The sequence below is a fragment of the Sphingomonas sp. SP1 genome (assembly GCF_058313395.1).
Window position 1 is genome coordinate 202,497 of the sequence record NZ_JBZFLC010000001.1, and the last position, 25,752, is coordinate 228,248.

Below are 25,752 nucleotides of genomic sequence, written 5' to 3' on the forward strand. Positions count from 1 at the left end.
GTTTCTCCGTCGCATGTTCCGCCAGGTCTGGTTGAGGGCAACGCTATTCAGTCTGGCCGGGATTTCAGCAGCGCTCCTGGCATCCGTTGTCGGGCCGTATATCCCCTACCAGCCCGATCTGACGCTGGCTTCTGGATCGGTCGACGACATATTGACGATCCTTGCCAGTTCCATGCTGGCGGTCACGACCTTTTCGCTTTCCATCATGGTGTCGGCCTACGCCGCCGCGACGTCCAATGCCACGCCACGCTCGACGAAGCTGCTCCGGGCCGATCGCCTTGCTCAAAATACGCTGTCGACATTCCTCGGCGCGTTTCTGTTCAGCATCGTTGGGATCATTGGGCTGTCCGCTGGCCTGTACCAGAGCCAAGGCCGCGTGCTGCTCTTTCTTGCAACGCTGGTGGCGCTGCTGGTTGTCGTCACGGCCATGCTCCGCTGGATCGAGCATCTTGGCCGCTTCGGTCGAGTTAGCGACACGATCATTCGGGTGGAGGAAGCCGCAAGAGCTCCGCTACTTGCCCTCGCCGACGAGCCATTCGGCGGCGGGGTCGCGCCGGTTCCAGTCCCGACCGCCGCCAAGGCGATCCGATCGCCCGCGAATGGTTATGTGCAGCACGTCGATATCGAACAACTGGAGAAGATTGCGAGCGAGGAAGGGCTGGCGCTTCATGTGGACGCCATTCCCGGAACGCTGATCCACTCGTCGAGGCCCTTGCTTCACGTCGAACCGGCGGTTGGCGAGGAGGTTGGGGAAGCCCTGATTGAATGCTTCTCCATCGGTAAGGAACGCGAGTTCGATCATGATCCGCGCTACGGCCTCGTGGTTCTGTCGGAAATTGCGTCCCGAGCACTGTCCCCCGCGGTGAACGATCCGGGCACGGCGATTGAGGTGGCCGGCGCGGGCATGCGGCTGTTCGTGGATTTCGCCAAGGAGTCTGCGGTGCGTCAGCCCTCAGTGAAAGGCTGCGCCCGTGTTTATGTGAAGCCCTTGGAACCGAAGGATCTTCTCTTTGCCTTCATCAACCCTATAGCGCGGGACGGCGCCGCGATGCTCGAGGTTCAGGAGCGGCTCCTGGCAGTGTTGCAGGCCGTTGCGGACACTGCGCCGGGCATGTTTAGAGAGGCTGCTCGGGAACATGCTCATCGTATCGTCCAGCGCGCAGAAGATGCCATGAAGAGCGCTGACGACCGACAACTTTTGCGAGAAAGCGCCCGGCAGCTGCTCTCCGGCGATTAGACGGTCGCGATATCCGGTGCGTCCTCGGCTTTCATGCCGACCACATTGTATCCAGCGTCGACGTGGTGCACCTCACCCGTCACGCCCGACGCCAAATCCGAAAGCAGATACAGCCCCGCCCCGCCGACATCCTCGATCGTCACGTTGCGACGCAGCGGCGCGTTATATTCGTTCCACTTCATGATGTAGCGGAAGTCCCCGATGCCGCTCGCCGCCAGCGTCTTGATCGGGCCGGCGCTGATCGCGTTGACCCGCACCCCATCGGGCCCGAGGTCGCTCGCAAGATACTTTACCGACGTCTCCAGTGCGGCCTTGGCCACGCCCATGACGTTGTAATGCGGGATGACCTTCTCCGCGCCGTAATAGCTCAGCGTCAGCATCGCGCCCCCCGGCTGCATCATCCGCGCCGCGCGCTGCGCGCAGGCGACGAAGCTGTAGACCGAGATGTTCATGGTCACGAGGAAGTTGTCGAGGCTGGTGTCGACGAACTTGCCGCGCAGCTCGTTCTTGTCCGAAAAGCCGATCGCGTGGACCAGAAAGTCCAGCCCGCCCCAGCGCTCCTGCAGAGCGGCGAACGTGCGATCCAGCCCGGCCATGTCCGACACGTCGCAATCGATCAACAGGTCCGAGCCGAGCTGTTCCGCCAGCGGCCGCACCCGCTTCTCCAGCGCTTCGCCCTGATAGCTGAATGCCATCTCCGCGCCCGCCTCACCCAGCTTCTGGGCAATCCCCCACGCCAGCGAACGATCGTTCGCGAGGCCCATGATCAGCCCCCGCTTGCCCTGCATCAGCCCCGTCATACCGCGATGCTTCCCCTGCTTTCGTCTTCCACGTCTTCGCCCGGTGCGGGCTCCTCGACTTCGAGGCTGTCCTTGAACGGCCCCTCGAACACCTCGCCCTTTAGCGCCACGGCATCGGTTTCGGCCAGCGCGGCATTCAGTTCGGCACCCATCACCACGCCCAGGCCCACCACGAAGAAGAACAACAGCGCGATCATCACGCCTGCCAGGCTGCCGTAGGTGAGGCTGTAGCCGCCCGCCAGGCCGATCGCCTCCGGCAGAAGTTCGGCAGTGCCCAGCCACCATAGCGTGACCAACAGGGCGCCCGGCCACTTGCGGCAGGTCCGCTTGCGATAGCGCGATGGGGTCAACACGACGAAGATGGCGTAGATCGTCCCGTACAAGGCGACCGCCGGCACGATGCGATAGATCTGAATCAGTGACGCAACGTCCCCGAACTGGGGAAATTGCGCGACGATCAGCTTTTCGACCGACGACATCATCACCGACGCTGCGAAGGCGATCATCAACAGCAGCACCGACCCCAGGATGAACGCCACGGAGATCAAACGATATTCCCAGAACGGCGCGCTGAATTGGGTTCCATAGGCCCTGCGGAGGATGTCGCGGATCGTCTCGGTGAAGCTGGTCGCGGTCCATAACCCGACCAGGGCGCCGAACCACAACAGGGGCCCGGTGCGCGCCGTTAGTACTTCTTGGATAGGTCCGCGCAGCACGTTCGCCACGTCGGGCGGCAATTGCTGCAACACGGTGGCCACTGCCTGCGCGCTGTCCTCGCTGCGACCGAACAGCTGCGCCAACGCCGCCACGACGATGAAGAAGGGAAACATCGACAGCAGCGCCAGATAGGCAAGGTTGCCGGCATGAATGAAACCGTCGTTGTAGACGCCGACCGCAACCCGTTTGACGATCTCGAACGGCTTGGTTCCGGGCTTCACCCGCTCCACCACGCGCTCGCCGAACTTGGCCTTGATCTCCGCCAGGCGCCGGCGCCGGGCTTCCGGAGAGTGCGGTGAAATACCCTGCATCAGCGGCCTAGACGCCCAGACCGGCCCGAGGGTTGCCTCCACCGGCCCAATCGGCCGCAAACCGTTCCAATGCTGCGTCACCCGCCGGCAGGTCGACCGCCAGCGTCACCAGCTGGTCGCCCTTTGCCCCGCCCTTGGCAGAAAAGCCGCGTCCCTTGATCCGCAGCACCTTGCCGGACGTGGCTCCCTTGGGCACGGTCAACATCACCGGACCGGCCGGGGTCGGAACCTTGATCTTGGCCCCCAGCACCGCCTCTTTCAGCGTGATTGGAAGGGTCAGGCGAACATCGTTACCGTCCCGCGTAAAGAAACGATGTGGCTCAATCACCAGCTGGATGATGGCATCGCCGGCGCCGCCCGGCCCGGCTTCACCCCGTCCGGCGAGCCGGATCTTGGTGCCGTCCTCGACGCCGGCAGGCAATTTGAGATCGATCGTCTTGCCGTCGGCCAGCGTCACGCGCTGCGGTTCCTGCGTCGCGGCGTCGATGAACGGGACAGTCAGGCGATAGACGACGTCCGCGCCCTTCTGCGGGGGAGCGTTGCGCCGGCCGAACGGGCTTGCCCCGCCGCGCGCGCCGCCACCACGGTTGAACAGGCCTTCGAACAGGTCGGACAAATCCGCAGTGTCTCCGCTGAATCCCCCGGGGAAACCCTCGAACCCGCCCGGCCCGCCTCCGCCGCCGGTGCGGGCGCCGCCATAACCACCGCCGCCAAAGCCGCCGCCGAAGGGCATTTTGGGATTGCCCTCCTCGTCGATCTCGCCGCGGTCATAACGCGCCCGCTTGTCCTTGTCCGACAATAGGTCATAGGCCGCCGTCACCTGCGCGAAGCGCTCGGCCGCCTTGGGGTTGTCCTTGTTCTTGTCGGGGTGAAGCTGCTTGGCGAGACTGCGATACGCCTTCTTGATCTCGGCGTCGTCCGCTCCGCGCTTGACCCCGAGCCGTGCGTACAAATCCATAACCGAGGCTCTTAGGGCAGAAGTTCGTTTGCGCGCTAGTGAGTTTGCCTTGCCCGGGTGCCAAGCCTATTTGCGCCGCCATGGCCGACGACCCATTCGCTCTGTTCGAAACCTGGTTTGCCCAGGCGCAAGAACAGGAACCCAACGATCCCGATGCGATGGCGATTGCCACGGCCACGCCTGACGGCCGGCCGTCGGTGCGAATGGTTCTCCTGCGCCGTCACGGGCCGGAGGGCTTCGGCTTCTTCACGAACCTGCAAAGCCGCAAGGGGGAAGAGATTGCCGCCAATCCCTGCGGCGCGCTGTGCATCCATTGGAAATCGCTGCGCAAGCAGGTGCGCGCCGAAGGCCGGCTTGAGCGGCTCAGCGATGCGGATGCGGACGAATATTTCGCCAGCCGCTCGCGCGACAGCCGGATCGGCTCGTGGGCCTCGGACCAGTCCCGCCCCCTGGATAGCCGCGCGACGTTCGAACAGCGCGTCGAAGAAGCACAGGCCCGCTTCGCCGACGCGCCCGAAGTCCCGCGCCCGCCGCACTGGTCGGGCTTCCGGCTGGTGCCAGACCGAATCGAATTCTGGGAAGACCGCCCTTCCCGCCTGCATCATCGTCGCCTGTTCGTGCGCACGGGATCGGGCTGGGCAGAAGGGCTGCTCTATCCATGAGAGTGACCGGTGACGCGCGTTCCCGCCTGACCCAACGCGCGGCGATGGCCAGCATCGCGATGGCCTTGAGCCTGCTGATCGCCAAGGCATGGGCGTCGATCGCAACCGACTCCACCGCGATGCTCGGCAGCCTTGCCGACACGGCGCTTGATTTGGTCGCCAGCATCGTCACGCTGGTTGGCGTTCGTATCGCGGCGTTGCCGGCGGACACCGACCATCGCTTCGGCCACGGCAAGGCGGAGGCGCTGGTTGCGCTGGGCCAGGTGGTTCTGATCGCTGCATCCGCGCTGGGCATCGGCTGGCGCGCGATCGACCGGCTGATCAACGGCGCTCCGACGGCCAACGCCGAGCTTGGGATCGGGGTCAGCATCGCCGCGATGGCCGCCACGATGCTGCTGCTCGCCTATCAAAAGCGCGTCATCGCCCGCACCGGCAGCATCGCCATCCGGACCGACAACATCCACTACAAGTCGGACCTGTTCCTCAACGGCGCGGTGATCGCGGCGCTGGTGCTCGACCAATGGCTCAGGATCCGCGGTGCCGACGCCGCCTTCGGGATCGCCATCGCGGTCTGGCTGCTGTGGGGCGCGTGGCGCGCCGCCGGCGATTCCGTCAACCAGCTGATGGACGCGGAATGGCCGGTCGAGAAGAGGGCCGCTTTCCTCGCCGCCTGCGCCGACTATCCGGAATTGAAGGGCATCCACGACGTCCGCACCCGGTCCAGCGGCGCGCACGACTTCATCCAATTCCACTGCTGGGTACCGGAGGAATGGTCGGTGCGCGAAGCGCATGATCGGATGGACGCGGTCGAAGAGGACCTGCAGCGCCGCTTTCCCGGCGTGGAGATCTTTCTTCACCTCGATCCCGAGGGGCACACCGACCGTGAGGGCATGCTGCCGCACGAGTTGACGGAAACCCGATGATCCTCCCCTTCTTCCAGGTCGATGCCTTCGCCCCGCGACCCCTGACCGGCAATCCCGCTGCAGTGATGCCGCTGGAAGAATGGCTGCCGGATCAGCAGCTGCAGGCAATTGCGGCCGAGAACAATTTGAGCGAGACCGCCTTCACCGTGCCCCTCGCCGACGGATCGGCCGATTATCATCTTCGCTGGTTCACCCCGACGGTGGAGGTCGACATGTGCGGCCACGCCACCCTCGCCGCGGGACACGTCTTGCTCACCGGCGACGCGGTCACCTTCCAGACCCGTTCCGGCATCCTGTCCGTGCGGCGCGATGAAGACCTGCTCCAACTTGATCTGCCCGCAGCCACCGTTGAAGCGGGCGACGCGCCCGAAGCGCTCGCAGCACTTGGAGTTGCTGGCGAGGTGCATCGCGGTCGCGGCGGCAATGGTTCGGTGATCGTCTCGCTGCCGGATGAGGACGCGGTTCGCGCCGTCCGTCCCGACTTCGCGGCGCTCCGCAACATCCCCTCGCTGGTGATGGTCACGGCCCCCGGCCGGGACACGGCGATCGCCAGCCGCGTGTTCGCAGCCTACCATGGCATCGACGAGGATCCCGTCACCGGGTCTGCTCACGCCGCGCTCGTGCCCTTGTGGGCGCCGCGCCTTGGCCGGACCCGTTTTTCGGCGGGGCAGGTCGGCCCTCGCGGCGGCCTCCTCCAATGCGAACTCGCCGGTGACCGGGTCCTGCTCGGCGGCGAGTGCCGGACAGTGATCGAGGGAAGCTTTCAGCTCTAGGCCGCCAGCCGCTCCTTCAATGCGTCCAGGATCGGCAACTGGCTCTTGAGCATCAGTTGACGCGCCTCGTCCAACGTCATCCACCGCGCTTCGGCGACCTCGGGAAAGCGTTGCAATGCACCGCTCTTGGGCGGCCACTCCATCTCGAATTCGATGCTGCAGACCGCTTCCGGATCGAGATCGCCTTCTTCCGCGAAGACTTCCACGATCTTGCCACCCGCTTGCCGAACCCGGCAGAGATGATGCGGGACTTGAGTTAAAGCGGTGCCGGTTTCTTCCTCGAACTCGCGCAGTGCGGCTTCGGCCGGCGTTTCCCCCGTCTCCACCATCCCCTTCGGGATCATCCACGCGCCCTCGTCCTTGCTGCGCCAGAACGGGCCACCCGGCTTGACCAGCAGGACTTCGATCGCGCCCGTGTTGCGCCGCCACAGCAAGACCCCGGCGCTGAGCGGCGGCGCCATCAGGCCGCTGCGACGAGGTTTTGGTCGGCTGCTACCGTTTCTTCGATCCACCCGCCGCCGAGCAACCGGTCCTCCTCATAGATCACCGCCGCCTGACCGGGCGCGACGCCATATTCCGGGGAACGGAAACAGACCCGGTCGCCATCGAGCAAGGCCGGCACCGCCGGCGCCAGCGAGCGAACCTTGACGGTCACCTCCCGCTGTCCTTCGCCGATCCAGTTCATGGCGCTCAATCGCGCCTCCGCGATCGCCAGCGCCCGCCGGGGTCCGACCACCAGTCGCTGCTCGTCCGGCTCGATCCGAACCACGTAGAGCGGCTGCTTCTGCCCACCGATCTCGATCCCTCGACGCTGACCGACGGTGAAGTGCACGACACCCGGGTGGTGCCCAATCACCTGCCCGGCAAGGTCGACAATCTCGCCGGGAGAGGCCGTCGCCGGCCGCAGCCTCTTGACCAGTCCGGCATAATCGCCATCGGGCACGAAACAGATGTCCTGGCTGTCGGGCTTGGCGGCGACGATCAGGCCCTCCGCTTCCGCCAGCTTCCGCACTTCGCTTTTCGGCAGGTCGCCGAGGGGAAAGCGCAGGAAGTCGAGCTGCTCCCGCGTAGTGCCGTAAAGGAAGTAACTCTGGTCACGCGCCGGATCCCGGCCCTTGTGGAGCTCGGACCCGCCGGCACCCACGATCCGCCGGACATAATGACCAGTCGCCAGGCAATCGGCCCCGAGCTCACGAGCGAAGGCGATCAGGTCGGTGAACTTCACGCCCTGGTTGCACAGCGAACAAGGTACGGGCGTGCGGCCCCGGGCATATTCGTCGGCAAAGCGTTCGATCACGCCGCTGCGGAAGCGGCTTTCAAAATCCAGCACATAATGCGCGATGCCCAGCCGGTCGCACACGGTCCGCGCGTCATAGATGTCCTGCCCCGCGCAGCAGGCGCCCGAGCGCTTGGCGGCCTCGCCATGATCGTAAAGCTGCAAGGTCACGCCGATCACCTCGGCGCCCGTCCGCGCGGCCAGCGCGGCGACGACCGAGCTGTCGACGCCGCCCGACATGGCGACGACGATCCGGGCCTCGGAAACCGGGCGATCAAGTCCGAATTCGATGTGCATTGGTCAGGCTCTTTACCCGACATTCACTCATCGGGGCTAGGTGTTGCGGTCGAGAGGAACGCAATAGCTTGACCACGCACAACAGTCATATTCGAGCGGCCGCTCTGGTTCAGCGCACGCAGGTGCTGCGCGAACTGCCCCCACGCGAACGCCAGGCGTTCGTCCGCTTTCTTGCGCGCGGCGAGAACGGTGGGGAGGCACCGGGGCTTAGCGGTGCCTTTGCCGACAGCAGCCCGTCTCTGTTCGAGACAGCAAGGAAGGAGTGAATGGTCCGTTAACCCCCACGTTTCAGCTTTCCTTCAACGCCGTGCCGGTAAACCGGCCTCACGAACAGACCATTACCCATTCGTCGAGGAACTGATGCTCGAAAATCAGAAATTCCGTCCCCACCAGGTCATCGGCCCCCTCGGCGAGCCGCTGACCCTGGATTCGCTCCCGCCGCCCAGCACCACCCGGTGGGTTGTTCGGCGCAAGGCGGAAGTTGTGGCGGCCGTCGCAGGCGGGCTCCTGACCGTCGACGAGGTGTGCGAACGTTACAGCCTCAGCCTGGAGGAATTCGCCAGCTGGCAGCGCGCGGTGGATCGCAGCGGCATGCCTGGACTGCGGGTGACCAGGATCCAGCATTATCGCCAGGTGTACGAGCGGCAGCAGCGTTACTGACCTCCCCACGCTGGGAAACGAAGCTTTTTTCAATGCTCGTTTCGCAAGCGTTCTTAACTGTGTATGGTTCCTCCTGCGGAACAAGTCGGACCAGCGTGCGTCTTGTGACCGCAAGGCCTTGCGACGTTAATGCAAGGCCAATGACAGGAGGGAACGCATGCTTACCTGGATTTTGATCATCATCGTCGGCGGTATTCTTGGCTGGCTGGCGAGCATTGTGATGCGCACCGATGCGCAACAGGGCATCCTGCTCAATGTCGTCGTCGGCATCATCGGCGCGATCCTTGGCGGTCTGCTGCTCGCCCCGCTACTTGGCGGTGGATCGATCACCTCGGGCGATTTCTCGCTGCCCAACCTTCTGATCTCGCTGCTGGGTGCCATCATCCTGCTGGCGATCGTGAACCTGCTGCGTCGCGGTCGGGTGCGCTAAGCACTCGCTGTCACCAGCGGTTTCAATGGAGGGCCGCCCGGTTCACGCCGGGCGGCCTTTTCCTTTTTTCATCCTATTGCAGCTCAAAGCTCATCTGCAGGGTGACACTCAACTGCTGCTCGCCCGGGACGATCTCGGTCTTGGCCGCGGCATCGGCGGCCTCGGCACGCATGCCGGTGACCATGATCTCCGGTCCACGCACCACGCCAGGCTCACTGACCGACAATAGCCGGACCACACGCATGCCAAGCGATCGGGCATAAAGTTCTGCCCGCGCCCGGCCGGCCGCGAGGGCCCTGGTCCGCGCCTCATCGAGCGCGCTGTCCGGCTTGTCGATGGTCAGTGTCGGCCCGTTGATCGAGTTGGCGCCTTCCGCCACGAGAGCGTCCAGGATCCGGCCGGCATTGCGAATGTCCCGAAAGCGGACATTCAGCTGGTTGCTGGCCTGATAGCCGCTCAGTCGCGGCGGCTGCCGCTCCTGATAGACATAGTCGGGATTAAGGCTGACCGTGCTGGTCTGGATGTCCCGCTCGGCAATGCCGGCCCGGCGCAAAGCCGCCCGCACCCGCTCCATGCGGTCGGCGTTGGCGCTCAGCGCCTGGGTTGCCGTCTGGCCTCGCGTGACCACGCCCGCAGAGATGATCGCGATATCGGGGACACGGCTCACCTCCCCGGTGGCGCTGATATCGAGTCGCGTTCCACCGACCGCTTGCGCCACGACCGTCTGTGCGTTCGCACCGGTCGAGGCCATGGCTGCCCCAGCCAGCGCTGCCGCACCAACCAATTGCTTCAACATCGATCGAACTCCCGCCTTGCAAGACAATCAGCGAGCCGTGATGCGGACGGCTCGCTGGCCCCTTGCTGAACGGAAATTCTACAGGCGACGGCGCCGTCCGACCACCATGCGGTAGATGAACAGGATGATGAAGGCCCCGACGATAGCGGCCAGGAAACCGGCCGCCTCGCCGTCATCGTACCAGCCGACGGACTTGCCGATGAAACCGGCCAGCAATGCACCGGCGATGCCCAGCAGGATGGTGATGATACAGCCGCCCGGATCCTTGCCCGGCATCAGCAGCTTGGCGATTCCGCCCGCCAGCAGGCCGATGACGATCCAACCGATCACGCCATAACTTTCGATCATCAAATCACTCCCCTGTTGTGTCTCGGCCAGGACCTCACCAAATCCCGCTGCAACTGTAAACCGACGTTTGCGGCAACTGCGGCGTCATTGGTCGAAAAAGGATTGCGCTTAAGCGGCGTGCTGCGCCCTGTTGCCGCAACTGCCCTAATAACGTAATACAGTTGCCGCATTCGGCTGAGTGCGTCGACACAGGACGGAAGAATAGTGATGAATCGGGAAACCCGGCTGGAGCGCTCGGATACTTTGGTGGTGGTGGACAGGTCGCGGCGTAATCGCAACCTGCTGATTGCCGCCGTGGTCGCAATTGCCGTGCTCGTCGGGGCGTTCCTCCTGTTCCGCGGCAGCGAGGAGCCTGCGGCTGCTCCCGGTGCGGCGGCGGGTGCCGGCCCGGGTGGTGGACAGGTCCCGACGGTGACCGTGGTCGTGCCGGGCCGAAGCCAGGTGGCGCGGGTCGTTACCGCCAGCGGCGCACTGGCCGCCCGCCGCGATCAGCCAGTCGGCGCTGCCGGCGCCGGTGGCCGGGTGACAGCAGTGCTGGTCGATGCTGGCAGCTGGGTCCGGCAGGGGCAGACGCTTGCGACCGTCGACCGGTCCGTCCAGGTCCAGCAGGCGGCGCAGCTTGCCGCGGCCGTGGAATCAGCCCGCGCGTCGGCCGCGTTGGCGCAGAACGAGTATGATCGCAGCGCGTCGCTCGTGAACCGCGGTTTCGTGTCGCGCGCCGACCTCGACCGCAAGAAGTCGGCGCTGGATCAGGCGCGGGCGCAGGTGCGCGTTGCCCAGGCTCAGCTTGGCGCCACCCGCGCCAGTGTCGGTCTGCTCGACGTTCGCGCGCCCACCTCCGGGCTGGTGCTCCAGCGCAATCTCGAAGTCGGCCAGGTCATTGGCGGCGGCAGCCAGGGCCTGTTCCGGATCGCCCAGGGCGGCGAGATGGAAATGCGCGCCCAGATGTCGCAGCAGGATCTTGCCGCCGTTCGCACGGGCATGGCGGCGACCGTGACTCCGCTGGGCACCGACCGGCAGATCGCGGGTTCCGTCTGGCAGGTCGCTCCGGTCATCGATCCGCAAAGCCGCCTCGGCGAGGTCCGGATCGCAGTACCCTACGATCCCACCATTCGCCCCGGCGGGTTCGCCGAAGCGCGCATCACTGCCGGCGCGACCACGGCACCGTTGCTTCCGCAAAGCGCGGTGCTGTCCGATGCGGACGGCAGCTTTGTCTACATCGTCAATCCCAAGAACGAGGTGGAGCGCCGCGCCGTCGAGATCGGCTCGGTGGACGAGAACGGGGTTACGATCGTCGAGGGCCTTTCGGGCCAGGAAGCGGTGGTGCTTTCCGCCGGCCCCTTCCTCAACCCGGGTCAGAAGATCAATCCGCGGCGCCAGGCAGCGCGCTGAGCTGAACGAGCAAGGACAGGCGTACCGCCATGAGTTTCCGTAATATTTCAGCCTGGTGCATCCGCAATCCGGTGCCGCCGATCGTGCTGTTCATCGCCTTGCTGCTGGCGGGCCTGGTCACGTTCATGCGCATGGACGTGAACAACAACCCCGACATCGACTTCCCCGCAGCCAACGTCTCGATCTCGCAGCCCGGCGCCGCGCCGGTCGAAATGGAAAACCAGATCACGCAAAAGGTCGAGGCGGCAATCCGCAGCGTCAACGGCGTGGACGAGATCAACTCGTCGGTCCGCGAAGGCAACAGCAACACGTTCGTCCAGTTCGAGATCGGGACCCCGACCGACCGCGCGATCAACGACATCCGCGACGCCATCACCCAGATCCGCAGCGACCTGCCCGAGGGTATTCTCGAACCGCAGGTCAGCCGCGTCGACATTGCTGGCGACCCGATCCTCTTCGTGGCCGCCGAGACCACCGACATGACGCTGGAACAGCTCAGCTGGTATGTCGACAACACCGTCAGCCGCCGTCTGCTGGGCGTGGAGGGCATCGCGGCGGTCACCCGCGAAGGCGGGGTCGATCGCGAGATTCGTGTCATTCTCAATCCCGCTGCGCTGCAGGCTCAGGGCATTACTGCGGCCCAGGTCAACAACCAGCTGCGCCAGACGAATATCAATGCCACCGGGGGCCGGGCCGAGATCGCCGGTTCGGAGCAATCCGTCCGGGTGCTCGGCAACGCCCGCACCGCCTACGACCTGTCGCAAACGCAGATCGCGGTACCCGGGGGCCGCACCGTCCGGCTGGCCGATTTGGGCGAAGTGAAGGATTCCTATTCCGAGCAGCGCACGATCGCCAAACTCGACGGCCGGCAAGTCATCAGCTTCAACGTTCAGCGGTCCAAGGGCGCCTCGGAAGTCACGGCCTACGACGACGCCTGGGCCGAACTCCGCCAGCTCGAGAAAGACGATCCACGCATCAAATTCGTGGAAATCGTCAACCAGGTCCAATACACCAAGGACCAGTATAGTTCGGCGATGAAGGGCCTGATCGAAGGCGCCGTCCTCGCCGTGCTGGTCGTGCTGCTGTTCCTTCGGGACATTCGCGCCACGCTCATCTCCGCGCTCGCCATTCCACTGTCGGCCATTCCCGCCTTCTGGTTCATGGACCTGATGGGGATTACCCTCAACGGCCTGTCGCTGCTGGCGTTGAGCCTGGTCGCGGGCGTGCTGGTTGACGATGCGATCGTGGAGATCGAGAATATCGTCCGCCACATGCGCATGGGTAAGTCCGCTTACCAGGCCTCGATCGACGCGGCGGACGAGATCGGTCTTGCGGTGCTAGCCACCACGATGGCGATCGTTGCCGTCTTCCTGCCCGTTGCACTGATGCCCGGTATCTCCGGCCAATTCTTCAAGAGTTTCGGCTATACGGTCGTCATTGCGGTGCTGATGAGCTTGCTCGTCGCGCGTATGATCACACCCTTGATCGCGGCTTACTTCTTGAAGTCGCATGGCGAGGCGCCGCACGCGTCCGGCAAGATCATGGAAAAATATCTCCACGCGCTGCGCTGGAGCATCGACGACAGCAAGGCCCGGGAATACCGCGCCCGCAATCCGGGCCGCTTCAACAAGCTGAAGTCCCTCATCTGGGACCACCGGCTCTACATGGTCGGCGTCGGCTTCGCCTCGCTGGCGCTCACCGGCGTGCTCTTCTCCATGCTGTCCTTCACCTTCCAGCCGACCGTGAACGTCGACTACAGCCGAGCGCGCATCTTCATGCCGCCCGGCACCACCGTCGCGCAAACCGAGGAGGTGGTCGATCGGGTCGCGGAGATCGTTAGCCAGGATCCCAACGTCGAGCGCGTGTTCCAGCGGATCTTCACTGGCTCTGGCTTCGTCAACATCGTCCTCAAGAAGGACCGCGAAGTCACGTCGACCGAGTTCGAACGCAGCCTTGCGCCCAAGCTTGCGGCGATCGCCGACGCGCGCGTCAATTTCCAGAGCCAGAGCGGCGGCGGTCCGGAAGGCGGAGGCGGCGGCGGACGCGACATCACCCTGTTCCTGGGCGGCGAGAACCCCGAGCTTCTGACCGAAACCGCCAACCGGATCGTCAAGGAGATGGAGCGACTGCCCGAATTGCGTGCACCCCGCGCACAGGGCGACCTCACGCGTCCGGAAATCCTGATCAAGCCGCGCTTCGATCTGGCCGCCGACCTCGGCGTTACGACCGCTGCCCTCAGCCAGACGATCCGGATCGCGACCATTGGCGACATTGCACAGAACAGTGCCAAGTTCAGCCTGGCTGATCGGCAGGTGCCCATCCGCGTATCCATCTCGGAGGATCAGCGGCGCGACCTGTCGGTGCTCGAGAACCTGCCCGTCCCGACCGCCAGCGGTGGCTCCGTCCCGCTGAAGAGCGTCGCGGAGGTCGGCTTCGGAGCAGGCCCGACCAGTGTCAGCCGGACCGACCAGGTCCGCCGGCTCGCGGTGGGCGCGGACCTTGCCCCCGGTCTGGTCAGCGGCGACGTGTGGCCCAAGATCAACGAACTGCCCTCGGTCAAGAATCTGCCCGACGGGATCCAGCAGCTGAGCCTGGGCGAGCAGAAATGGCAGGCGGAATTGATGTTCTACTTCGCCGTGGCCCTGATCTCGGGCGTTCTGCTGGTGTTCGCGGTGCTGGTGCTGCTCTATCGCCGATTCCTGGCGCCGTTCGTCAACATGGGGTCGCTATTGCTGGCTCCGTTGGGCGGAGTGATCGCACTGCACCTTACCGGCAATCCGGTCTCGCTGCCGGTTCTGATCGGCATTCTCATGCTGTTCGGAATCGTCGCCAAGAACTCCATCCTCCTGGTCGATTTCGCGGTCGAAATGATGAATCACGGAATGCCCAAGGACGAGGCGATCGTCGAGGCCGGGCATAAGCGCGCTCAGCCGATTCTGATGACGACCGTGGCAATGGTGGCGGGCATGGTTCCGATCGCGACTTCGGTGGAAGGCGACGCCAGCTGGCGCGCGCCGATGGGCGTGGTGGTGATCGGCGGCCTCATACTGTCCACCTTGCTGACGCTGGTGCTGGTGCCGGCCTATTATTCGATCGCGATCAGCATCGAGACCCGGATCGGGCGCGTGTTCCGCCGTTTCATCGGCAATAGCGCGCATGAACTTCCGGCCGGCCAGCGGCCTGTCGAGCAGCTGCCGCAACCGGCGGAGTGAACCGGAAGCGCGGCTCGTCTATTGATGGATCGATGAGCCGCGCCGATCCGTCCGTTCGAGGACCCCTGACCCGCTTCAACCCTGCCCAGCCCGGTGCTGCCGGCATGAAGGCTGCGGCAACCGGCCTGCTGGTGGTGATGGCCGCGCTGTTCTTCGCCGCTCGGGCGTTCGAAGCCGATCACCCTGGCTGGGGTTTCGTCAAGGCGTTCGCCGAGGCCGCGATGGTCGGCGGACTGGCGGACTGGTTCGCCGTTACTGCTCTTTTCCGCCATCCGCTCGGCCTGCCCATCCCGCACACCGCGATCATTCCCAAGAACAAGGACCGCATCGGCGACACGCTGGCGGTTTTCCTCAAGGACAATTTCCTCATCGCTCCGGTGGTCGCGCGGCGCATGCGCAACATCGACGTGGCGGGGGCAGCCGGGCGCTTCCTCCAGGCTCCGGCCGGCGGCGAAGCGACCCGCTCGCGCATTCGCCAGGGCGCCTCGCGCCTGATCGGCGACATCTTCGAGGCGCTTGACGACGAACGGCTGGGCGGCCTTGTCAAGACCGCCATCTCCTCCCGGCTCAGGCAGGCGGAGGTCGCGCCCGTTCTCGGCAAGGCGTTGGAATCGGCGATCGCCGAGGACCGCCATGTTCCCATGCTTGAGGCTGCGATCCGCGCGCTCGCCCGCGCGCTCGATGCCAACGAAAGCCTGATTCGTGAAATGGTTCGCCGCCGTGCCAGCTGGATGCTGCGGCTCGCGGCGCTCGACGAAAAGCTGGCCGATTCGATCATCGAAGGCCTGCGCAAGCTGACCGTGGAAATGAGCACCGACCCGGCGCACCCGGTCCGCCTGAAGATGGAGGTCGCGCTGGTCGAGTTGGGGCACGACCTGCAGAACAACCCCGAAACCCGCGCCCGGGTGGAGGGATGGAAGGATGACCTGCTGGCGAACACCTCCGTCGCACAATGGCTCGATACCCTGTGGCAAAAGGGGCGTGCCGCCATCATCGCCGCCGCCCGCAATCCCGACGCGGTGATGGCGGGGAAGCTGGGCGAAGTGCTGAAATCGATGGGCTCGACGCTTGAGAGCGACCCCCGCATCCGCAGTGCCGTCAACCAATTCGCCCGCCGCGCGGTAGCCGGCATGGCCGCCAGCTATGGCAGCTCGATCGTCAGGCTGGTCAGCGATACCGTCCGCAGCTGGGACGCGCGCACCATTACCAATCGCCTCGAAGCCGCCGTCGGCCGGGACCTTCAGTACATCCGCATCAATGGTACGCTGGTCGGCGGTCTCGTCGGCCTGGTGCTCCACGTCATCGACGGCTTATGAGCCGCGAGTCATCGAAGTGAAGAGCAATAACCGCCTGACCGCCGCGCAGGCCTCTTACCGTCACCTCGGCTACAAGCGTACCTCCATGCGCTTTGCGAAGACGCTGGCCAGCGGCTAGGGCGCGGCCATGACCAGCGACACGCGCACCTTCACCGTCGGGGAAGACGACGACGGCATCCGGCTCGATCGCTGGTTCAAGCGGCATTTGCCGGATACCAGCTTCAATACCGTGTCCCGCTGGGCCCGGACCGGCCAGCTGCGGCTGAATGACAAGAAGGCTACCCCCGGCGACCGGATCGAAACCGGTCAAACGATCCGCATGCCTCCCGCCGAGGCCGCCCCGGTTCGGAGCGCGCGGCCGGAACGGCGCGTGGTCCCGCTTACCCCCGACGAGCAAGCCTTTGTCCAAGAGATGGTGATCGCCACCACACCCGATGCCTTCGTCCTCAACAAGCCGCCGGGGCTCGCCACCCAAGGCGGGACCAAGACCAACCAGCATCTCGACCGCCTGCTCGACGGCCTGGTCGACGGAGAAGGCCGCCGGCCCAAGCTGGTTCATCGTCTCGACAAGGATACCAGCGGCGTGCTGCTAGTCGCCCGCACCGCGCGCGCCGCGGCCTTCTTCTCAAAAAGTTTCTCCGGCCGCACCGCGCGCAAGGTGTATTGGGCGCTGGTGGTCGGCGTGCCCTCGGCTGAAGAGGGGCTGATCGACCTGCCTCTCGCCAAGCAGCCCGGCACCGGCGGTGAGAAGATGCATGTCGATGAAGACGAGGGCCAACCGGCCCGCACTCGCTGGAGGATGATCGACCGCGCCGGCAATCGGGCCGCGTGGGTGGAGTTGCAGCCCCTCACCGGCCGCACGCATCAGCTGCGTGCCCACATGGCGGCACTTGGCCACCCGATCGTCGGCGACGCAAAATATGGCGGGGCAGAGGCGTTCCTGACCGGCGGAATCAGCCGCAAGATGCACCTTCACGCCCGGCGTCTGCGGATCGATGCTCCGGACAACCGCGTGATCGACCAGCAGGCTGAACTTCCGGCCCACTTTGCCGAAAGCCTTTCGACCCTCGGCTTCGACACGATGGCCGGCGACAACATGCCGCTCGACAACCCTGATCCCGCCAAGGACCCGGTCGTCAAGCGCCAGCGCGAAGCCGCCGCCGCCAAGCAGCGCAGGCGCGAACGCAAGGGCGAACGCCGGGCACGTGGCGGTGCTGCGCCGGCCAAGCCGCGGACCCGCAAGCGGTGACCCGTCTCGCCATCTTCGACTGCGACGGCACGCTGGTCGACAGCGGCCACACCATCCATCGCGCGCTGGGCGAAGCATTCGATCGGCATGGCCGAGCAGTCCCGCCGCAGGATGAAGCCAAGCGCGTCGTCGGCCTCAGCCTGCACGAGGCGATGGCCTTCCTGGCGCCGGAAGCGGAACCTCATGAGCACGCCGCTCTCGCCGCGACCTATCGCGAAGTTTTCCAGGGCATGCGCGCCGCGCGGGAGGTCGATGAACCGCTATTCGAGGGTATCCTGTCCTCGCTCGATGCGTTCGAGGCGGACGGCTGGCTGCTGGCCGTCGCGACCGGCAAGTCGGACCGGGGGCTGCACCTCTGCCTGTCATGCCATGAACTCTACGACCGCTTCGTGTCGCTCCAGACCGCCGACCGGCACCCGTCCAAACCCCACCCCTCCATGGCGCTCGCCGCCATGCAGGAAGCAGGCGCGGAATCGTCCCGGACGGTCGTCATCGGCGATACCGGCTGGGACATGGGCATGGCCAAGGCAGCGGGCGCCCGCGCGATCGGAGCGCTATGGGGCTATCACGACGGCGCCGAGCTCAGGCTTTCCGGCGCTGATGTGCTCGCAGCCGCGCCGCAGGATGTGTTCGCGCTCGCGACTTCGCTTGTGGAGGAACTTCCCCGTGGATGACCGGGCTGATCGCAACCGATTCCTGGTATTCACCGTCATCCGCCTGAGTGCGCTGGCAATGTTCCTCTTGGGCATCGCCATCGCCTTCAGCGACATGTTTCACCCGGGCGGGCTCCCGGCGGCAGGCATTCCGCTCGCCTTCATCGGCCTCGCCCAGGCCGTCCTCGCGCCCAAGATCCTGAGCCGCATCAAGCCGCGATGAAGCGTTTCTGGACGAAGGTGGAAGCGGTTGCGGGCAGCAACGGGTGGGGCGTGGAGCTTGACGGCCGCCCCGTGCGGACGCCGGCCCGGGCGCCCCTCGCCCTTCCGCAGCAGTCGCTCGCACGCGCGGTCGCCGACGAATGGCAGGGCACAGCCGAAACCGTGGATCCGCGCGCCATGCCGCTCACCGGCCTCGCCAACGCTGCGATCGACCGGGTTGCACCCGACACCCAGCGCTTCGCGACCGACCTCGCCCGGTACGCGGAGGGGGACCTGCTCTGCTATCGCGCCGATGGACCGCTGGAGCTGATCGACCGCCAGGCCGCCGCCTGGGACCCTCTGCTGCAATGGGCTCGCCGACGGTACGACGTCGATTTCGCGGTGACCCATGGCATCATCCACGTTTCACAGCCGCCTGCGACAGTCGCCCGGCTGTCTCACGCGGTGGCGGCTCTGGACCCCTTCCGGCTCGCCGGCCTGTCCCCATTGGTGACCATCGGCGGGTCGCTGGTCGCCGCGCTGGCCGTACTGGAAGGTGAAGCCGATCCCGTATCCGTTTGGATTGCGCTGACCATCGACGAGGCGTGGCAGCTGGAAAAATGGGGCAGCGACGCCGAAGCCGAAACCGCGCTTGCCAATCGTCGCGCGGACTACATGGCGGCGGCGCGGTTCCTGACGCTGCTTTAGCGGCCCGCTACGAGGTCGCGGACGAACGGTACCAGGCCAAGCTGCCGCTGCCGCTTCAACCGCTCGGCGGCGACAATCGACCGGACCTGTGCCAGGCACACTTCCATATCGCGGTTGATCAGTACGTAGTCATATTCGGCCCAGTGGCTGATCTCGCTTGCGGCCCGCTGCATGCGGCTGGCAATCACCTCTTCGCTGTCCGTCCCGCGCGACCGCAGCCGGCGGTCCAGTTCCGACATCGACGGCGGCAAGATGAAGATCCGCACCAGGTCCTCGCCCATCGCGGCATGAAGCTGCTGGGTCCCTTGCCAGTCGATATCGAACAGGATGTCACTGCCCGCCTTCAGCGCCGCCTTAACCGGAGCCTTGGGCGTGCCGTAGCGATAATCGAAGACCGGAGCCCACTCGACAAACTCCCCTTCGTCGATCAACCGATCGAACTCCTCTTCGGAGACGAAGTGATAGTCGCGATCGTCCGCTTCGCCCGGACGCATCGGCCGGGTGGTCGCGGAGATCGACATGGTGACCTCAGGATCGGCCGCCAGCAGCATTCTCGAAATGGTCGACTTGCCGGCCCCCGAGGGCGAGGAAAGCACAATCAGGAGGCCGCGGCGGGTGCGGATTTGCTGGTCCATGCGCGCTCTTGCCGCGCCCTCGCGCCGCGCGTCAATGCTGCACTTGCGAACGGGGACTTGAAATCTTGTGCACTGCACTATATTGTGCACTGCAACATGAGATTGGAAGACACAGTGGAAGAGACCATGAACGATCAGATCGAAACGCCTGTTGAGGCCGCGGAACTGCCCGTCGAGGCCGACGTGGTCGAGGCCGTGAAGAAGGTCAACGCCCGCCGCGTGAAGACCGAGCGCAAGCCGCGCGCCCGCAAGGCGGTCAACTCCGCGACGCCGACTCCCCGTATCAAGCAGGCTGCCCCGGCACCTGAACAAAAGGAAACCGTCATGAACTTCGACGCAACCAACTGGATGAACAACTTCGCCAACACCGCCGCGCTGCCGGGCGCCGACAAGATGCAGACCCTGTTCGCCGACGCCGGTGAGCGTGGCCAGCAGCTGGTCGAAAAGAGCCAGAAGGTCGCCGGCGAGATGGTCGAGCTGACCCGCGCCAACGTCGAGGCGATGGTGGAAACCTCCAAGATCGCCGCTGCCGGCGCGCAGACGCTCGGCCAGGAAGCCCTGGCCCGCACCCGCGAAAACCTCGAGCAGGTCGCGGCGCAGGCCAAGACGCTGACCGAAGCCGGTTCGCCGACCGAGTTCTTTCAGCTGCAGAGCGAAATCGCCCGCACCCAGTTCGACCGCATGGTCGCCGAGAGCAGCCGCTTCGCCGAATCGATGGTGAAGCTGGCCGGTGAGGCCTTCCAGCCGCTGTCGAACCGCGCCGCGCTGAACGCGGAAAAGCTCAACGAGCTTGCTGCCTGACCTCTCCTCCTCCTGTCAGGCGCATTCGAACGGCCGCCCTCCCCACGGAGAGCGGCCGTTCTTCTTTTTGCACCGTGTCGGCACAAAGCGGAGCAGCCCCGCTTGGCAAGCGTTCGAACGATGCCATATCTGAGCGCGAATATGCTTGAGTGGATAATCATGGGCCCCGAGGACGATGCACCCGGTAAAGGTGACGGCGTCGAGGAGATCGAGCGCGGCGTTGCCGTCCGCACCCGGCCGCGCACGCGCAAGCCCAGCAATTACAAGGTGCTGATGCTCAATGACGATTATACTCCGATGGAGTTTGTCGTCCTCTGCCTCCAGCGTTTCTTCTCGATGAGCATCGACGATGCCACCCGAGTGATGCTCCAGGTGCATCAGCAGGGAATCGCGGTGTGCGGCGTCTTCACCTACGAAGTCGCCGAAACCAAGGTCGCTCAGGTCGTGGATTTCGCCCGCGAGAACCAGCACCCGCTTCAGTGCACGCTGGAAAAGGCGTGACGAACTAGCGGGTCACCACTCCTTCCAGTTGGGCCGTCACTTGCGCCCCCGCAACGAATCCGTAAACGCGGCGAATGGACTCGATCTACATCCAGGGCGGCAAGCGCCTCGAAGGCGCTATCCCCATCTCCGGCGCCAAGAATGCGGCGCTGACCCTCCTGCCCTGCGCACTGCTAACGGCCGACAAGCTTACTCTCACCAATCTTCCTCGCCTGGCCGACGTCGACAGCTTCGGCCACCTCATGAACATGTTGGGTGTATCGACCATGGTCGATGCCATGCGCCCGAACGAATTCGGCCGCCGCATGACCCTGCGGGCCAAGGAGATCACCTCAACCACCGCGCCCTACGACATGGTCCGGCGGATGCGGGCCTCGATCCTGGTCCTGGGGCCGATGCTGGCCCGCGCCGGGGAAGCGACCGTCTCGCTGCCGGGCGGCTGTGCCATCGGCGATCGCCCCATCGATCTTCACCTGCGCGCACTCGAGGCCATGGGCGCTCAGATCGAGCTCACCGCCGGCTACGTCCGCGCGTCTGCCCCCAAAGGCCGCATCAGCGGCGGCGACTACAGCTTCCCGGTGGTGTCGGTGGGCGCAACGGAAAACGCGCTGATGGCGGCAGTGCTGGCCACCGGCCGCACCCAGCTGTTCAACGCAGCCCGCGAACCGGAGATTGTCGACCTCTGCAACCTGCTGGTGGCGATGGGCGGCCGGATCGAGGGCATCGGTTCCTCGCACCTCATCATCGACGGCGTCGAGGGCCTCAGCGGCTGCGAATATGCCGTCATGCCCGATCGGATTGAAGCCGGCAGCTACGCCTGCGCGGCGGGGATCACCGGCGGCTCTATCGACCTCGTGGGTGCACGCGCCGAAGACATGCTCGCCACCACCAATGCTCTTGCCCACTGCGGGCTGATCGTCGAAATCCACGACAAGGGCATCAAGGTCACTGCCGACGGCAGGCTGAAGCCGCTGACTGTCTCGACTGCGCCCTTCCCCGGCTTCGCCACCGACATGCAGGCCCAGTTCATGGCGATGCTGTGCATGGCCGACGGAGAAAGCTACCTCGAAGAGACAATTTTCGAGAACCGCTACATGCACGTGCCGGAGTTGCGCCGCATGGGCGCGAACATCGACGTGCGCGGACGCTCCGCCATCGTTCACGGCGTTCCTCGCCTGACCGGCGCCGAAGTCATGGCGACCGATCTTCGCGCGTCCATGAGCCTGATACTTGCCGGTCTTGCCGCCGAGGGAGAAACGGAAGTCCTGCGCGTCTATCACCTCGACCGCGGGTACGAGCGGCTGGAAGAAAAGCTCAGCGCGGTCGGCGCCACGATCGAGCGCCGGTCCGCGGGCTAAGCGCGCCATTGCGAACCGTGTAGCAACGAAGCACTCTGGTTTTTCGCAGAACAAGCCGGCCGCGGAATAGCATCGCTCCGCCGTCAGGATGATCCGGTCAGTCCACTTCGGTCACCTGGCGCTGGCCGCCCAGCTTCGCCACCTTGCCCCATTTCATGACGAACCCGACATTCTCCAGCAAGCGGATGTCGGTGAGCGGGTCGCCTTCCACCCCGACGATGTCGGCGTCCTTGCCCGCTTCAATGGTTCCCACCTGTTCGGAACGGCCCAGCAAGTCGGCGGCATTCACCGTCGCCGCCTTGATCGCCGCCATCGGCTGCATCCCGTTGCGGACCATCAACGCAAATTCCTCCGCATTGCGCCCATGCGGGCTGACCGCGGAGTCCGTGCCGAAAGCGATCTTCACACCCTGTTGAATGGCACGGGCAAAGCTGCGCTCCGCATTGCCTGCCGCTCGTTCCGCCTTTTGCAGCTGCGCCGGCGTCAGTGCTCCGCGCCGTCCGTCCGCCAGCGCGGCTGCAGGGGCAAGCAGGGTCGGGACATAATAGGCACCCGTCTGGCGATAGAGCCGAAAAGTCTCGTCGTTGGTGAAGGTGCCGTGCTCGATCGAATCCACGCCGGACCGGAGCGCCGCGTTGATGCCGTCGACGCCATGGGCATGGGCCGCGACCTTGCGGCCGAACATCTTTGCGGTCTGCACCACCGCCCGCATTTCGTCCTCCATCATCTGCTGAGCCAGGCCGCCAGCGACGTTGCTCAGAACGCCGCCGGTCGCGGCGAACTTGATCACCTCCGCACCCTGGCCGATCTGCTCCCGCACGGCCCGCCGGCAATCTTCCGGCCCGTTGCACAGGTTGCCCGTTTGATGGGACGCGATCTCCACCTGGTCCCGATTGACGAGGTTGCGCCCGTCCCCGTGCCCACCACTCACTGACACCATCCTGGCCGCCATGACCACCGACGGACCGGCGAAGCGGCCGGACTCGATCGCCGACTTAAGCGCCCGGATTTCCGCCGCATCGCCGCCCAGGTCCCGTACCGTGGTGAAGCCGGCCATCAGCGTCTTGCGGGCGTTGACCAGCCCAGTGATCGCCTCGTCCTCTTGGTTGCGGACCGTCGCCTGCAGTCGCGCCTGCAGGCGGTCGTCGAGGCCGCCAAGATGCACGTGCATGTCGATCAGGCCCGGCATCACCGTGCTGGTGCGAAGGTCTACGACCCTTGCGCCGGGCACGTTGGCGAAGCCGTCGCGCACTTCTAGAATTCGGCGGCCCTGCACAATCACGCTCGCGTTGCGGCGCGGCGTTTGTCCCGGGATCGCGATCAACGTTCCGGCGTGGATCACCGTCACCGGCTGGGGCTGGGTGCCGGCGGGCGGCGCTTGGCCCACGGCAGGCGCGGCAAGTGCGGCGGCCGCCACAGCCGCAAGCAAGGCAACAGCTTTCATGATTTTGAACTCCCTCTGTCGGCAGGGAACTTACTCGCCGTCCCGCGCCTGCCAATAGCGAAAAGCGTCGCCCTGCAGCCGGTCGATCAGCTTACGGGCGTCGGGCCCGGTCCAATCGCCCGCGAAGCCGTGCCTTTCCCAGCTTCCAACCCACCAGCCTTGCCCCGGCAGGCCGTCCGATTGGCGCACCACCAGCACGGCCAACTCCGGTTCGCCCTGCGCTTCGGCCTCCTCGTCCACCGCCGCGAGGACTTTGCACAAGGCCCGCATCTTCGGTCGCGAGAACGGATAGCCGAGCCGCTCGAGCAACTCGGAATAGGTCAGCGAATGTCCGGCGGTCGCCGCCGCGATCAGGTACGCACGTACCTCCTGCGGGTCTGCCAGGCTCACGATGCTCGCGGCTGCTCCGCCACCGGGGTTAGCTCGAATACGTCGAGCTTCGACGTGCCGCGCGGCCAGGGGATGACCAGCCGCCAGCGGAACGGAGCGATCCGCTCCAGGACACCGGCCATGTCGCGCTGCGGATCGTCGCCGTAAGCCTTGGGCTGCTGCTCGTCGCCCAGCGCAAGGCTGCCCAGAAACACCAGCCGGGACGTTTCGTCGTCTTCCCACAAGCGGCCGGCGGGGCGCTGGCTTCCGGTCTGCTTGACGATGGTCAACAGGTCCCCGTCGACTTCCACATAACAGAAAAAGGGTTTGAATCGTTCGAAGGCGCGGGTTCTCGCCTCCGTCTTGCCGAGTCGGATCAGCCGGCACTCGTAGCTTCCGGGGGTCGGCGCCGGACGGGCCAGCCCGGCCCCGGGATCGAGCAGCTTGCCTTCGGCCGCAACCTCGCGCCGATAGCTTGCCCGCGCCTCCCGCAGGGCCGTCTCCCACGCGCTGTCCAACCGGGCGATGCGGCTGACGTCGCTCGGATTGGCGACCTCCTGCCAGACATCCCGCTTGGTCTTGTCCTCCTGCTGCACCACCGGCTGTTGCGGACGCGGCGCTTGACCGCAGCCGCCCAGGAACAAGAGCAGCGCGGCGGTCGGCAACAGGGCGAGACGAGTGATCACGGTTAACCTTTTTTTGAGCTCGTTTCCGGCGCTAGCAGGGCGTCGCTCCCTGTTGAACCTTCATAAAGGTTAACAAATCCTTCCCACCGCGCCAGACGACCCTTAAGCGGCGACAAAATGGTGAATCAGCAGGAAAGAATTGCGCGAACCCGCGCCGGGATGGCGTTCGGGGTCGGCGCCTATGGCCTGTGGGGCCTGCTGCCGATCTATTTCAAATGGCTGCAGGCGGTGCCCTCCGTGGCGATCGTCGCCCACCGCATCGTCTGGTCGCTTTTGCTGCTGGGCGCGTTGCTGTTTGTGTTCCGCGGTTGGGGGCAGGTCCGGACCGCGCTGGCCCACCGTCGGACGCTTGGCCTCCTGCTCGCCAGCTCGGCACTGATCGCGGTTAACTGGCTGGTCTACGTTTATGCCGTCAACAGCGGGCACATCCTCGCGGGCAGCCTCGGCTATTATCTCAACCCGCTCGCCAACATCCTCCTGGGCTATTTCCTGCTGAAGGAGCCGCTGGCCCGGCTGCAATGGTTCGCCGTCGCCATTGCCGCCGCCGGTGTGGCCGTGCTCGCCGTCGGGGCGCTGTCTCACCTGTGGATCAGCCTGACCCTGTGCGTCAGCTTCGCCGTCTACGGCCTGCTCCGCAAGATCGCCCGGGTGGAGGCGACCGCCGGCCTCGCGATTGAGACCGGCCTGTTGTTCCCGCTGGCCGCCCTATGGCTGTGGAGCGAAACGGCGGCGGGCGCGCCGGTCTGGGGCAGCGGCCAGCGTGACATGCTGCTGCTGTTCGGCACCGGCATCGCATCGACCATTCCCCTGCTCTTCTTCACCGCCGCCGCGCGCCGGCTGCGCTATTCGACTCTTGGCATCCTCCAGTTCATCGCTCCCACGCTCCAGTTCCTGGTCGCGGTGTTCGGCTATGGCGAGCCGTTCACCGCCGCGCACGCAATTGCGTTCGGCGCCATCTGGACAGCGGCCACCCTCTACCTCATCTCTGCCTGGCGAAGCGCCCGCTCGCCGGAGCTGGTGCCCGAATAGGAGAGCGAAC

General features: G+C 65.5%; 29 protein-coding genes. 18 read left to right on the top strand and 11 right to left on the bottom strand.

Annotation, left to right across the window (positions count from 1 at the left end):
- Positions 1–13 precede the first annotated feature (13 nt).
- Positions 14–1,237 carry a DUF2254 domain-containing protein gene (locus tag AC4GYS_RS01120; RefSeq protein WP_491107275.1) on the top strand — a complete coding sequence of 408 codons (1,224 nt, stop codon included), beginning with the start codon at positions 14–16 and terminating at the stop codon, positions 1,235–1,237.
- Here AC4GYS_RS01120 and fabI read toward each other — a convergent pair.
- From fabI to AC4GYS_RS01135, 3 genes are read right to left on the bottom strand one after another with little or no spacing between them, the layout of a single operon-like run.
- Positions 1,234–2,037 carry an enoyl-ACP reductase FabI gene (gene fabI, locus AC4GYS_RS01125; protein WP_491107276.1) on the bottom strand — a complete coding sequence of 268 codons (804 nt, stop codon included), beginning with the start codon at positions 2,035–2,037 and terminating at the stop codon, positions 1,234–1,236. The genes AC4GYS_RS01120 and fabI overlap by 4 nt on opposite strands.
- A complete protein-coding gene (locus AC4GYS_RS01130) occupies positions 2,034–3,107 on the bottom strand; it encodes a YihY/virulence factor BrkB family protein (RefSeq protein WP_491107277.1) in 1,074 nt (357 codons plus the stop codon). Before AC4GYS_RS01130 ends, fabI begins: the two co-directional genes overlap by 4 nt.
- Positions 3,073–4,023, bottom strand: a complete 951-nt coding sequence (locus AC4GYS_RS01135) for a DnaJ C-terminal domain-containing protein (protein ID WP_491107278.1) — start codon at positions 4,021–4,023, stop codon at positions 3,073–3,075. Before AC4GYS_RS01135 ends, AC4GYS_RS01130 begins: the two co-directional genes overlap by 35 nt.
- Before the next feature lie 80 nt (positions 4,024–4,103).
- Between AC4GYS_RS01135 and pdxH the strand changes: the two genes are divergently transcribed.
- From pdxH to AC4GYS_RS01150, 3 genes are read left to right on the top strand one after another with little or no spacing between them, the layout of a single operon-like run.
- Entirely contained in the window at positions 4,104–4,685 is a 582-nt protein-coding gene (pdxH, locus tag AC4GYS_RS01140; protein WP_491107279.1) for a pyridoxamine 5'-phosphate oxidase, read from the top strand.
- Positions 4,682–5,608 (top strand): cation diffusion facilitator family transporter, encoded by a 927-nt coding sequence (locus AC4GYS_RS01145; RefSeq protein WP_491107280.1) that lies wholly within the window; start codon positions 4,682–4,684, stop codon positions 5,606–5,608. Before pdxH ends, AC4GYS_RS01145 begins: the two co-directional genes overlap by 4 nt.
- Positions 5,605–6,381 (top strand): PhzF family phenazine biosynthesis protein, encoded by a 777-nt coding sequence (locus tag AC4GYS_RS01150; protein WP_491107281.1) that lies wholly within the window; start codon positions 5,605–5,607, stop codon positions 6,379–6,381. Before AC4GYS_RS01145 ends, AC4GYS_RS01150 begins: the two co-directional genes overlap by 4 nt.
- Here AC4GYS_RS01150 and AC4GYS_RS01155 read toward each other — a convergent pair.
- Both AC4GYS_RS01155 and mnmA read right to left on the bottom strand, forming a co-directional pair.
- The gene (locus AC4GYS_RS01155; protein WP_491107282.1) at positions 6,378–6,842 is read right to left on the bottom strand and encodes an NUDIX hydrolase; all 465 of its coding nucleotides are present in this window, start codon (positions 6,840–6,842) and stop codon (positions 6,378–6,380) included. The genes AC4GYS_RS01150 and AC4GYS_RS01155 overlap by 4 nt on opposite strands.
- Entirely contained in the window at positions 6,842–7,954 is a 1,113-nt protein-coding gene (gene mnmA / locus AC4GYS_RS01160) for a tRNA 2-thiouridine(34) synthase MnmA (protein WP_491107283.1), read from the bottom strand. Before mnmA ends, AC4GYS_RS01155 begins: the two co-directional genes overlap by 1 nt.
- A gap of 68 nt (positions 7,955–8,022) precedes the next feature.
- Here mnmA and AC4GYS_RS01165 point away from each other — a divergent pair, with 68 nt between their 5' ends.
- The 3 genes from AC4GYS_RS01165 to AC4GYS_RS01175 all read left to right on the top strand — a co-directional run bounded on the left by AC4GYS_RS01165 (position 8,023) and on the right by AC4GYS_RS01175 (position 9,044).
- A complete protein-coding gene (locus AC4GYS_RS01165; protein ID WP_491107284.1) occupies positions 8,023–8,220 on the top strand; it encodes a hypothetical protein in 198 nt (65 codons plus the stop codon).
- Positions 8,221–8,314: 94 nt separating this feature from the next.
- Positions 8,315–8,614, top strand: a complete 300-nt coding sequence (sciP, locus tag AC4GYS_RS01170) for a CtrA inhibitor SciP (protein WP_491107285.1) — start codon at positions 8,315–8,317, stop codon at positions 8,612–8,614.
- A 157-nt stretch (positions 8,615–8,771) separates the two neighbouring features.
- Positions 8,772–9,044: a GlsB/YeaQ/YmgE family stress response membrane protein gene (locus tag AC4GYS_RS01175; protein ID WP_491107286.1), complete on the top strand. Its 273-nt coding sequence runs from the start codon at positions 8,772–8,774 to the stop codon at positions 9,042–9,044.
- A 73-nt stretch (positions 9,045–9,117) separates the two neighbouring features.
- On the opposite strand, the gene AC4GYS_RS01180 is transcribed toward AC4GYS_RS01175, so the two are convergent.
- Positions 9,118–9,840 (bottom strand): SIMPL domain-containing protein, encoded by a 723-nt coding sequence (locus tag AC4GYS_RS01180; RefSeq protein WP_491107287.1) that lies wholly within the window; start codon positions 9,838–9,840, stop codon positions 9,118–9,120.
- Between the two features lie 78 nt (positions 9,841–9,918).
- Complete coding sequence (locus AC4GYS_RS01185) at positions 9,919–10,188, bottom strand: GlsB/YeaQ/YmgE family stress response membrane protein (protein WP_491107288.1); 270 nt, start codon at positions 10,186–10,188, stop codon at positions 9,919–9,921.
- Between the two features lie 207 nt (positions 10,189–10,395).
- Here AC4GYS_RS01185 and AC4GYS_RS01190 point away from each other — a divergent pair, with 207 nt between their 5' ends.
- The 7 genes from AC4GYS_RS01190 (at position 10,396) to AC4GYS_RS01220 (ending at position 18,919) form a co-directional block, all read left to right on the top strand.
- Complete coding sequence (locus AC4GYS_RS01190; protein WP_491107289.1) at positions 10,396–11,580, top strand: efflux RND transporter periplasmic adaptor subunit; 1,185 nt, start codon at positions 10,396–10,398, stop codon at positions 11,578–11,580.
- 29 nt (positions 11,581–11,609) lie between these two features.
- Complete coding sequence (locus AC4GYS_RS01195; protein WP_491107290.1) at positions 11,610–14,792, top strand: efflux RND transporter permease subunit; 3,183 nt, start codon at positions 11,610–11,612, stop codon at positions 14,790–14,792.
- Between the two features lie 32 nt (positions 14,793–14,824).
- Positions 14,825–16,108 (top strand): DUF445 domain-containing protein, encoded by a 1,284-nt coding sequence (locus tag AC4GYS_RS01200; protein ID WP_491107291.1) that lies wholly within the window; start codon positions 14,825–14,827, stop codon positions 16,106–16,108.
- Positions 16,109–16,235: 127 nt separating this feature from the next.
- Positions 16,236–17,357 (top strand): RluA family pseudouridine synthase, encoded by a 1,122-nt coding sequence (locus AC4GYS_RS01205; RefSeq protein ID WP_491107292.1) that lies wholly within the window; start codon positions 16,236–16,238, stop codon positions 17,355–17,357.
- Positions 17,354–18,031, top strand: a complete 678-nt coding sequence (locus AC4GYS_RS01210; RefSeq protein ID WP_491107293.1) for an HAD-IA family hydrolase — start codon at positions 17,354–17,356, stop codon at positions 18,029–18,031. The genes AC4GYS_RS01205 and AC4GYS_RS01210 overlap by 4 nt, the downstream gene beginning before the upstream one ends.
- Entirely contained in the window at positions 18,024–18,233 is a 210-nt protein-coding gene (locus tag AC4GYS_RS01215) for a hypothetical protein (protein WP_491107294.1), read from the top strand. The genes AC4GYS_RS01210 and AC4GYS_RS01215 overlap by 8 nt, the downstream gene beginning before the upstream one ends.
- On the top strand, positions 18,230–18,919 hold the full coding sequence (locus AC4GYS_RS01220; protein WP_491107295.1) for an ATP12 family chaperone protein: 690 nt from the start codon (positions 18,230–18,232) through the stop codon (positions 18,917–18,919). Before AC4GYS_RS01215 ends, AC4GYS_RS01220 begins: the two co-directional genes overlap by 4 nt.
- Here AC4GYS_RS01220 and gmk read toward each other — a convergent pair.
- Positions 18,916–19,554 (bottom strand): guanylate kinase, encoded by a 639-nt coding sequence (gene gmk, locus AC4GYS_RS01225; RefSeq protein ID WP_491107296.1) that lies wholly within the window; start codon positions 19,552–19,554, stop codon positions 18,916–18,918. The two genes, AC4GYS_RS01220 and gmk, sit on opposite strands and share 4 nt — an antisense overlap.
- Before the next feature lie 126 nt (positions 19,555–19,680).
- Here gmk and AC4GYS_RS01230 point away from each other — a divergent pair, with 126 nt between their 5' ends.
- The 3 genes from AC4GYS_RS01230 (at position 19,681) to murA (ending at position 22,214) form a co-directional block, all read left to right on the top strand.
- Positions 19,681–20,355: a phasin family protein gene (locus AC4GYS_RS01230; protein ID WP_491107297.1), complete on the top strand. Its 675-nt coding sequence runs from the start codon at positions 19,681–19,683 to the stop codon at positions 20,353–20,355.
- Between the two features lie 159 nt (positions 20,356–20,514).
- On the top strand, positions 20,515–20,856 hold the full coding sequence (gene clpS / locus AC4GYS_RS01235; protein WP_491109337.1) for an ATP-dependent Clp protease adapter ClpS: 342 nt from the start codon (positions 20,515–20,517) through the stop codon (positions 20,854–20,856).
- Between the two features lie 74 nt (positions 20,857–20,930).
- Entirely contained in the window at positions 20,931–22,214 is a 1,284-nt protein-coding gene (murA, locus tag AC4GYS_RS01240; protein WP_491107298.1) for a UDP-N-acetylglucosamine 1-carboxyvinyltransferase, read from the top strand.
- Positions 22,215–22,311: 97 nt separating this feature from the next.
- Here the strand turns inward: murA and AC4GYS_RS01245 are convergent, their stop codons facing one another.
- Genes AC4GYS_RS01245 through AC4GYS_RS01255 form a run of 3 tightly spaced genes read right to left on the bottom strand, consistent with a single transcriptional unit; the run spans position 22,312 to position 24,713 of the window.
- On the bottom strand, positions 22,312–23,658 hold the full coding sequence (locus AC4GYS_RS01245) for a metal-dependent hydrolase family protein (RefSeq protein ID WP_491107299.1): 1,347 nt from the start codon (positions 23,656–23,658) through the stop codon (positions 22,312–22,314).
- A 30-nt stretch (positions 23,659–23,688) separates the two neighbouring features.
- Positions 23,689–24,048, bottom strand: coding sequence for a ribose-phosphate pyrophosphokinase (locus AC4GYS_RS01250; RefSeq protein WP_491107300.1), 360 nt, complete (start codon positions 24,046–24,048; stop codon positions 23,689–23,691).
- Positions 24,045–24,713, bottom strand: coding sequence for a DUF4893 domain-containing protein (locus tag AC4GYS_RS01255; RefSeq protein WP_491107301.1), 669 nt, complete (start codon positions 24,711–24,713; stop codon positions 24,045–24,047). The genes AC4GYS_RS01250 and AC4GYS_RS01255 overlap by 4 nt, the downstream gene beginning before the upstream one ends.
- Positions 24,714–24,830: 117 nt before the next feature.
- Between AC4GYS_RS01255 and rarD the strand changes: the two genes are divergently transcribed.
- Positions 24,831–25,742 (top strand): EamA family transporter RarD, encoded by a 912-nt coding sequence (gene rarD, locus AC4GYS_RS01260; protein WP_491107302.1) that lies wholly within the window; start codon positions 24,831–24,833, stop codon positions 25,740–25,742.
- The last annotated feature ends 10 nt before the right edge of the window (positions 25,743–25,752 follow it).

Excerpts from the sequence above, each read along its gene's own strand:
- AC4GYS_RS01120 (WP_491107275.1), top strand. The coding sequence starts at position 14 with ATGTTCCGCCAGGTCTGGTTGAGGGCAACGCTATTCAGTCTGGCCGGG.
- fabI (WP_491107276.1), bottom strand. The coding sequence starts at position 2,037 with ATGACGGGGCTGATGCAGGGCAAGCGGGGGCTGATCATGGGCCTCGCG.
- AC4GYS_RS01135 (WP_491107278.1), bottom strand. The coding sequence starts at position 4,023 with ATGGATTTGTACGCACGGCTCGGGGTCAAGCGCGGAGCGGACGACGCC.
- pdxH (WP_491107279.1), top strand. The coding sequence starts at position 4,104 with ATGGCCGACGACCCATTCGCTCTGTTCGAAACCTGGTTTGCCCAGGCG.
- AC4GYS_RS01145 (WP_491107280.1), top strand. The coding sequence starts at position 4,682 with ATGAGAGTGACCGGTGACGCGCGTTCCCGCCTGACCCAACGCGCGGCG.
- AC4GYS_RS01150 (WP_491107281.1), top strand. The coding sequence starts at position 5,605 with ATGATCCTCCCCTTCTTCCAGGTCGATGCCTTCGCCCCGCGACCCCTG.
- AC4GYS_RS01155 (WP_491107282.1), bottom strand. The coding sequence starts at position 6,842 with ATGGCGCCGCCGCTCAGCGCCGGGGTCTTGCTGTGGCGGCGCAACACG.
- mnmA (WP_491107283.1), bottom strand. The coding sequence starts at position 7,954 with ATGCACATCGAATTCGGACTTGATCGCCCGGTTTCCGAGGCCCGGATC.
- sciP (WP_491107285.1), top strand. The coding sequence starts at position 8,315 with ATGCTCGAAAATCAGAAATTCCGTCCCCACCAGGTCATCGGCCCCCTC.
- AC4GYS_RS01175 (WP_491107286.1), top strand. The coding sequence starts at position 8,772 with ATGCTTACCTGGATTTTGATCATCATCGTCGGCGGTATTCTTGGCTGG.
- AC4GYS_RS01180 (WP_491107287.1), bottom strand. The coding sequence starts at position 9,840 with ATGTTGAAGCAATTGGTTGGTGCGGCAGCGCTGGCTGGGGCAGCCATG.
- AC4GYS_RS01185 (WP_491107288.1), bottom strand. The coding sequence starts at position 10,188 with ATGATCGAAAGTTATGGCGTGATCGGTTGGATCGTCATCGGCCTGCTG.
- AC4GYS_RS01190 (WP_491107289.1), top strand. The coding sequence starts at position 10,396 with ATGAATCGGGAAACCCGGCTGGAGCGCTCGGATACTTTGGTGGTGGTG.
- AC4GYS_RS01195 (WP_491107290.1), top strand. The coding sequence starts at position 11,610 with ATGAGTTTCCGTAATATTTCAGCCTGGTGCATCCGCAATCCGGTGCCG.
- AC4GYS_RS01200 (WP_491107291.1), top strand. The coding sequence starts at position 14,825 with ATGAGCCGCGCCGATCCGTCCGTTCGAGGACCCCTGACCCGCTTCAAC.
- AC4GYS_RS01205 (WP_491107292.1), top strand. The coding sequence starts at position 16,236 with ATGACCAGCGACACGCGCACCTTCACCGTCGGGGAAGACGACGACGGC.
- AC4GYS_RS01220 (WP_491107295.1), top strand. The coding sequence starts at position 18,230 with ATGAAGCGTTTCTGGACGAAGGTGGAAGCGGTTGCGGGCAGCAACGGG.
- gmk (WP_491107296.1), bottom strand. The coding sequence starts at position 19,554 with ATGGACCAGCAAATCCGCACCCGCCGCGGCCTCCTGATTGTGCTTTCC.
- AC4GYS_RS01230 (WP_491107297.1), top strand. The coding sequence starts at position 19,681 with ATGAACGATCAGATCGAAACGCCTGTTGAGGCCGCGGAACTGCCCGTC.
- clpS (WP_491109337.1), top strand. The coding sequence starts at position 20,515 with ATGGGCCCCGAGGACGATGCACCCGGTAAAGGTGACGGCGTCGAGGAG.
- murA (WP_491107298.1), top strand. The coding sequence starts at position 20,931 with ATGGACTCGATCTACATCCAGGGCGGCAAGCGCCTCGAAGGCGCTATC.
- AC4GYS_RS01245 (WP_491107299.1), bottom strand. The coding sequence starts at position 23,658 with ATGAAAGCTGTTGCCTTGCTTGCGGCTGTGGCGGCCGCCGCACTTGCC.
- rarD (WP_491107302.1), top strand. The coding sequence starts at position 24,831 with ATGGTGAATCAGCAGGAAAGAATTGCGCGAACCCGCGCCGGGATGGCG.